Raw genomic sequence first — 7306 nt, forward strand, 5'->3', positions numbered from 1 at the left:
GCGATGCCCGAATGGACACTCGGCGCGGTGCTCGACGCCGTGGCCGCGGCGGTGCCGGACCGGCTCATGACCGTGTGCGGCGCCCGGCGGACCACCTTCGCCGCGGCGGCCGCCGGCACTCGCGCGTTCGCGAACTTCTTGGCAGATCGGGGTTTCGGCGCACACACGCCGCGGGCACGCCTGGCGCGCTGGGAATGCGGGCAGGACCGGATCGCGCTGCTGATGCGCAACGACCGCTATCCCGAGGCGTTGATCGGATGCCTGAAGGCACGGGTGATCCCGGTCAACGTCAACCATCACTACACCCTCGAGGAGATCCGCGACCTGCTCGCCTACGTCCGGCCGCGCGGGGTGGTCTACCACCGGAGTTTCGGACCGGCCGTGGCCGAGGCGCTCGGCCCCGGCGGCGCCGAACTGCTGGTCTCGGTCGAGGACGGCGGCGCCACAGCGGATCTGCCCGGCGCGGTGTCCTTCGACGCGGCCGTCGAGTCCGGTGATCCCGGGCGGGTGCCGGAGACCTCGCCGGACGACCTGATCATGATGTGCACCGGCGGCACCACCGGCCGGCCGAAGGGCGTGCTGTGGCGGCAGGGCGATATGTACGTGGCCGCCATGGGCGGCGCCGACCACCCGAATACCGAAGCGCTGCACGAGATCGCGCGCCGCGGCGGGCAGACCTGGTTCGCGGTGTCGCCGCTGCTGCACGCGGCCGGGGTCTGGACCGTGCTGGCCGGCGCGCTGAACGGGCACACCGTCGTGCTGTACGACGACCGCGAGCCCTTCGACGCGCATCGCACCTGGGAAATCGCCGCGCGGGAACGGGTTCGGATGCTGACCATCGTCGGTGACGCCTACGCCGGTCCGCTGGCCGAACAGCTGCGCCGGGCCGAATACGACCTGTCGGCCCTGCGGTCGATCGGAACCGGTGGCGCCGCAACGCATTCCCGCCATCGCGACGCGCTGTTCGAACGGCTGCCGGGGGTCGCCATCGTGGACGGGTACGGCTCGTCGGAGACCGGTGGGATGGGATACGGCAACAGCCGCGACGACGCTCGCGTGGAGACCTTCGCGCTGATGCCCGGCGGCGCGGCCGTCTCCGCGGACCGCCGCCGATTCCTGCGGCCGGGCGACACCGAGACCGGCTGGGCGGCGCGCACCGGACGAGTTCCGTTGGGCTACTTCGACGATCGCGCCGCCACCGAATCGACCTTCCCGGTGATCGACGGCGTCCGGGTCGCGATACCCGGCGACCGCGCGACGCTCGACCCCGACGGCAACCTCCGGCTGATCGGCCGGGATTCGCTGGTGGTCAACACCGGTGGCGAGAAGGTCTTCGTCGAGGAGGTGGAGACGGTGCTGCGGGCCCAGGACGGGGTGGCCGACGCCCTCGTGGTCGGCCGCGCGAGCCCGCGCTGGGGCCAGGAGGTGGTGGCGCTGGTACACGCGCGGCCGGCCGCGGGGCTCACCGGCGAGGCGTTGCGAGCGGCGTGCCGCGTCCGGCTGGCGGGATACAAGGTGCCGAAGGCGGTGCTGTTCGTGGACGGGATCCGGCGGCTCGGCAACGGAAAACCGGATTACCGCTGGGCGCTGGCCCGGGCGGCGGACGCGGTGTCCCTCGGGGATCCGGCGGACATGGTGAACGGGACGGAGCGACGATGACCGCGGCGATCGATTGTCTGGTCAATGTGCATTTCGGTGAGACCGAGAAGCAGCCGGGTTGGATGCTGAAGGTGCGCGACGACTACTTCAAGGGACCGTCGTCGATGTACGACCAGGTCGAGCTGAGCGCACTGCTCGACGAGATGGACGAAACGGGGGTCCGCAAGGCGATTCTGCTCGACTCGCTGTCGAAGCCGTCGGTCACCGCGCGGAAATTCGCGACGGCGCGGCCGGATCGGTTCACTCTCGGCATGGGCGGGCTGGATCTGTTGCGCCCCATGCCGACACTGCGCACACTCGCCTCGGCCGTCGCCGACCTGCCGGTGTCCTATGCCGTGATGGGACCGAGTTTCTGGGGCGACGGCCGGTATCCGGCGAGCGACGCCGTCTACTATCCGCTCTACACCAAATGCGCGGAACTCGGTCTGCCGCTGTGCCTCAACACCGGCATCCCGGGTCCGCCGATTCCCGGCGAGGCCCAGCATCCGATACATCTGGATCGGGTGTGCATCCGATTCCCGGAATTGCGGCTGTGCATGATCCACGGGGCGGATCCGTGGTGGGACGTCGCCATCCGGTTGATGCTGAAATACCCGAATCTGCGGCTGATGACCTCGGCGTGGTCGCCGAAACGGTTGCCGGAGAGCCTGTTGCACTACATGCGCACCCGCGGCAAGGACCGGGTGATCTTCGGATCGGACTGGCCGGTGCTGCCGATGCGCCGGGTGATTCCCGAGGCGACGGCGCTGGATCTGGCCGCCGACGTGCTGGACAACTATCTCCACCACAACGCCGAGAAATTCTTCTTCGCCGAACGGAATTCCGCGGCCTGACCGCCGGGGGACGAGGACACATCATGGACCGCTACGAATTGCGGCGGCAGGACTACAGCCTGTCCGATCAGCAGCGGGAACTGCGGGGCACGTACGCGAAATTCTTCGCCGCACAGTGCCCGCTGCCGGTGGTCCGCGCGGCCGAGCCGCTCGGATTCGCACCCGACCTGTGGAAGCGTTTGTGCGCCAACGGTTCCGCCGCGATGGCGATTCCGGAATCGGCCGGCGGTGACGGCGCGGATCTGGTCGACCTGATCGTGGTGGCCGAGGAGATCGGCCGCTCGCTGGCCCCGGTGCCGTGGATCGACCACGTCTGCGCCGCCCGGCTGCTGGCCCGGTTCGGCGCGCTGCCCGCCGGGGCGGTGACCGGGCAACGGCTCGTCGCGCTGGATCCACAAGGGGCCGTGCGCGGTTCGCGATTGGTCGCCGCCGGTGCGATCGCCGACGAAGTCGTGCTCCGCGACGGGGACGAGATCGTCCGGCTGACCCACGACACCCCACCGCCCCCGGTCGGCAACGTGGGCCGGCTGCCCATGGCCCCGATCGACCCGGCCGCCGCGAGCACCCGCACGGTACTGGCCGCCGGTCCGGCGGCGCTCGCCGAATATCAACGCGCCCTGGACGAATGGCGGCTGCTGACCGCCGCCGCGCTGGTCGGGCTGATCGAGGAGACCATGCGCATCGCCGCGACCTTCGCCACCACGAGATACACCCTGGGCGTACCGATTTCGACACTCCAGGCCATCTCCCACCCACTCGCCGACATCGCCGTGGTGGTACACGCCGGCCGGAACCTGGTGCGGCGGGCCGCCTGGTTCCTCGACAACGAACCGGACGAGCGCGCCGAACTGGCGCCCGCCGCCTTCGTCTACCTCAGCGCGGAGGCCGCGCGGGCGGCCACCGTCGCGGTGCACATCCAAGGCGGGCTGGGGGTTTCCACCGAATCCGCGGCGCCCGCCTACCTGGTACGGGCCCGCGGCTGGCCGCTGGCCGCCGGTGATCCGGGCGCCGACGCGGTGCGCGTCGCCGGGATCGTGGCCGCGCGGGCCGCCGAACCGGCAGCGATCCTCTCGGCGCGATAACGGCAGGAGCAGCAATGGATTTCGCACGAGTGCAACTGTCCGCGGCGGACGAGGAGTTCCGGGACCGGGCGCGAGCCTTCCTCGACACCCACGTCACCGACGAGGTACGCCGGCGCGATCGCGAGACCGGCGACAACTTCGACGAGGCGGTACATCTCGCGATGGGCGCCGAGGGCTGGCTGGCCGGGGAACTGCGGTCGCCGGCCCGCGGCGGCTTCGATCGGCTGCGAACCCGCTTGTGGGAGTTGGAGAAACGGCGCTACCGCGTGCCGTGGGTGACCTGGGGGACCACCGCCATCGTGGTGCCCGCGGTGCGCGCGCACGGCAGCCCCGAACTACAGGAGGAGGTGCTACCCGGAATATACGACGGCCGAATTCGCCTGTGCCTGGGCTACACCGAGCCCGAGGGCGGCTCCGACGTGGCCACCTGCAAGACGCGCGCGGTCCGCGACGGCGACGACTGGGTGATCAACGGCGCCAAGATGTTCACCACCGGCGCGCACAACTGCCAGTACGTCTTCCTGATCACCAACACCGACCCGGCCGGCAAACGGCACCGCAACCTGACCATGTTCCTGGTGCCGCTGTCCACGCCGGGCATCGAGATCCACGGCATCCGCACCGTCGACGGCGACCGCACCAACATCGTGTACTACACCGATGTCCGGATCCCCGACCGCTATCGGCTCGGCCCGGTGGACGGCGGATGGGCGGTGCTGCAGGGACCACTGAACGAGGAGCACGGCGTGCGCAGCACCGCGCCGGACGGTCTGCAGGACGTCTCGATCATGGCGCATCAGGGGTCGTACATGGCCGCGGTGGTCGACGACGTCGCCGCCGCGGTGGCCCGGCCCGGACCGGACGGGCAGCGCCGCCTGGACGACGCCTCGGTGGCATATCGCCTGGGGCACAGCATCGCCCGGATGGAAGCCGCGCTGTCCGCGCCCGGCGTGTTCGGGCGGGTCGCGATCGCGCAGACCATGCGCGACATCGCCCCCGAACTGATGGACGTACTCGGTCCCACCGCGGCCCTGCCCACCGAGGCCGCCGAGATCGACGACGGCGGCGGGGCCGAGTACCTGTTCCGATGGGCGCCGCTGTGCGGGATCTACGGCGGCACCCTGGAGGTCTTCCGCAACATCATCGCGGCGCAGACCCTGGGCCTCGGCCGTCCCGCTTACGCCCCGCCGCGCTGAACCGGATTCAGCCGCCGGCCATCGCCTCCCGCCGGAGCCATTGCAGCAGAGGCGGATTGGCGACGGTGGTGATCACCCCGGCGATGCGGCGGACCCAGCGTTCGTCGCCGAGCAGGTCCAGCATGCTCGCGGCCAGGTCCGCCCGCGCGGTGAACCGGCCGTCGGCATGCCCCTCGACCACGGTGTAGTCCGTCGCCTCCGGTAGGTGGTAGAGCCCGCTCGGCCGGACGATCGTCCAGTCCAGGTCGCCGTCCCGGAGCATCGACTCCATCCGCCGCATGTCCTCGTACAGGGTCCGGCCGAACACCCGGGTCACCAACGGCAGCAGCACCCGGTTGAACAGCACCCCACCGTCGGAGTACGGCCGCGGATCGACCCCGCTCGAACTGATCACCACCAGCCGCCGCAGCCCGTGGTCGCGCATCGCGGCCGCGATATTGGCCGTACCCGCCGAATAGGTGGTGATCGGACCGTTGCCCGGCGGCACCCCCAGCGCCGACAGCACCGCGTCCCGGCCCGCGACCGCGGCCTCGACCCCCGCCGGATCCAGCACGTCCGCCCGCACCACCTCGAGCCGATCATGGTGCAGCGGAAAGGAATCCGGCTGCCGGGTGACCGCGGTGACCCGATGCCCGGCCGTCAGCGCCCGCGCGGTGAGCAGGCGGCCGGTGCGCCCGTTGGCCCCGAAGATCGCGAGATGGGCGGTCACGAGGCCGCACCCGCCTCGGTGCGCAGCGAGACGAGCGCGCGCTCCCACGCCAGCAACTCGTCGAGCAGTTCGCGCAACCGGCCGGCCTGGAACTCCCGCGGCCGGAATTCGGAGAAGTTCACGAAATCCTCCGCGAGGGTCAGCGCCACCTGCGGCCCGATGTCGGCCATCCGCAGCACCCCCGCCTGCGCGCGGAGCTTGTGGATCGCCATCACCGCGCCGTAGATGCCGTACCCCACGTAGCCGACCGGTTTCCCGGCCCATTCGCGAAGCAGATAGTCGATCGCGTTGGTCAGCGACGAAGGCGCGGTGGTGTTGTATTCGGGCGTGACGATGACGAACGCGTCGCAGGCGGCGATCCGCTCGGCCCAGTGCCGGGTGTGCGGCTGCGTCCCGTCGGCGCGGGCCGCCGGGATGGGCTCGTCGAGCAGCGGCAACCGGTAGTCCAGCAGATCCACCAGCTCGAAGTCCGCGGCATCGCCCGCATGCGCGACCGCGAGCTCCCGGACCCAGCGCGCCACCCCTTCTCCGTTGCGGCCGGGCCGGGTGCTGCCGATGATGATGCCGATCGTGGTCATGAACGATCTCCTCGAAGTCGTGAACAGTCCTCGGGTGCCGAGTGACGAACATCAGTGGCGCGCCATCGCCGCCCTGTGACAGCCCGCCGGTGTGACGAACACCACCCCTCCCGCATGTCACCGATTCCGCGCCCCGGACCACATATGCATGACAGGACAGCCGACGGCAGGAGCGAACATGACGGACACCGAGCACATCGACCCCGCCACCGCGGCCTTCGTCACCCACCGCAACCTGCTGTTCACGGTCGCCTACGAGATGCTCGGCTCGGCCGCCGACGCCGAGGACGTCCTCCAGGAGACCTGGCTGCAATGGGCGGGCGTGGACCTGGGGCAGGTGCGCGACCCCCGCGCCTACCTGGTCCGCATCGCCACCCGCCAGGCGATCGGCCGCCTGCGCACCCTCGGCCGCCGCAAGGAGTCCTACGTCGGCCCCTGGCTACCGGAACCCCTGCTCACCGCCCCCGACGTGGCCGACGACATCGAATTGGCCGAGAGCGTCTCGATGGCGATGCTGCTGGTCCTGGAGACCCTGACGCCCACCGAACGCGCCGTGTTCGTCCTCCGTGAGGTCTTCGACCTCGGCTACGACGAGATCGCCGACGCCGTCGGCAAAACCCCCGTCACCGTCCGCCAGATCGCCCACCGGGCCCGCGCCCACGTGGCAGCCCGCCGCCCCCGCGGCACCGTCTCCGCCGCGGAGGCCCGCGCCACCCTGGCCGCCTTCCAGCGCGCGGTCGAAACCGGCGACCTGCAACGCCTCCTGGACCTCCTCGCCCCCGACGCAGTCTTCCTCGGCGACGGCGGCGGCATCAAACAGGCCCTCCTCCACCCCGTCTTCGGCCGCACCCCCGTAGCCCGCCTCCTCTCCGGCGGCACCCGCTGGATGGGCGGCGTGGTCACCACCGAAACCACCCACGTGAACGGCCACCCCGCCCTCCTCATCCGCCTCAACGGCGAGATCGACGGCGTAGTGGCGATCCGCATGGACGACGGCCTGATCACCGGCGTCTACTCGGTCCGCAACCCGGAGAAGCTCTCCCGAGTCGTGCGGCAAACGACGATGAGCCGCTGAGAAATCGGCACGAAACGGGCCTTCCAGACCGAGCGGAATTGATTGTGCTTAGAGCTCCTAACAGGTTCGGTCGGCTTGCGCTGAGACATGTTGTTGTGCAGCATGTTTCGTTGTGGCAGCACCTTGGGTCGTGAACGACGAGTTGTGGTCGGTTATCGAGCCGCTACTACCGGT

7 protein-coding genes are annotated in these 7306 nt (G+C 70.5%); 5 read left to right on the forward strand and 2 right to left on the reverse strand.

Going from position 1 to position 7306, the window contains the following annotated elements:
- The first annotated feature begins 3 nt into the window (after nucleotides 1-3).
- The 4 genes from NRB56_RS35730 to NRB56_RS35745 are packed head-to-tail and all read left to right on the forward strand — an operon-like array spanning nucleotide 4 to nucleotide 4770.
- Entirely contained in the window at nucleotides 4-1659 is a 1656-nt protein-coding gene (locus NRB56_RS35730) for an AMP-binding protein (RefSeq protein WP_153348785.1), read from the forward strand.
- Nucleotides 1656-2492, forward strand: a complete 837-nt coding sequence (locus tag NRB56_RS35735) for an amidohydrolase family protein (RefSeq protein WP_153348786.1) — start codon at nucleotides 1656-1658, stop codon at nucleotides 2490-2492. The genes NRB56_RS35730 and NRB56_RS35735 overlap by 4 nt, the downstream gene beginning before the upstream one ends.
- Before the next feature lie 23 nt (nucleotides 2493-2515).
- Complete coding sequence (locus NRB56_RS35740) at nucleotides 2516-3574, forward strand: acyl-CoA dehydrogenase (RefSeq protein WP_153348787.1); 1059 nt, start codon at nucleotides 2516-2518, stop codon at nucleotides 3572-3574.
- 14 nt (nucleotides 3575-3588) lie between these two features.
- Nucleotides 3589-4770 carry an acyl-CoA dehydrogenase family protein gene (locus NRB56_RS35745; RefSeq protein WP_153348788.1) on the forward strand — a complete coding sequence of 394 codons (1182 nt, stop codon included), beginning with the start codon at nucleotides 3589-3591 and terminating at the stop codon, nucleotides 4768-4770.
- Nucleotides 4771-4777: 7 nt separating this feature from the next.
- Here the strand turns inward: NRB56_RS35745 and NRB56_RS35750 are convergent, their stop codons facing one another.
- Complete coding sequence (locus NRB56_RS35750) at nucleotides 4778-5479, reverse strand: NAD(P)-dependent oxidoreductase (protein WP_319944014.1); 702 nt, start codon at nucleotides 5477-5479, stop codon at nucleotides 4778-4780.
- Complete coding sequence (locus tag NRB56_RS35755; RefSeq protein WP_153348789.1) at nucleotides 5476-6057, reverse strand: NADPH-dependent FMN reductase; 582 nt, start codon at nucleotides 6055-6057, stop codon at nucleotides 5476-5478. The genes NRB56_RS35750 and NRB56_RS35755 overlap by 4 nt, the downstream gene beginning before the upstream one ends.
- A 178-nt stretch (nucleotides 6058-6235) precedes the next feature.
- Here NRB56_RS35755 and NRB56_RS35760 point away from each other — a divergent pair, with 178 nt between their 5' ends.
- Nucleotides 6236-7132, forward strand: a complete 897-nt coding sequence (locus NRB56_RS35760; protein WP_194291116.1) for an RNA polymerase sigma-70 factor — start codon at nucleotides 6236-6238, stop codon at nucleotides 7130-7132.
- Nucleotides 7133-7306: the final 174 nt, after the last annotated feature.

The sequence above is a fragment of the Nocardia aurantia genome, from assembly GCF_009604425.1.
Lineage (GTDB): Bacteria > Actinomycetota > Actinomycetes > Mycobacteriales > Mycobacteriaceae > Nocardia > Nocardia aurantia.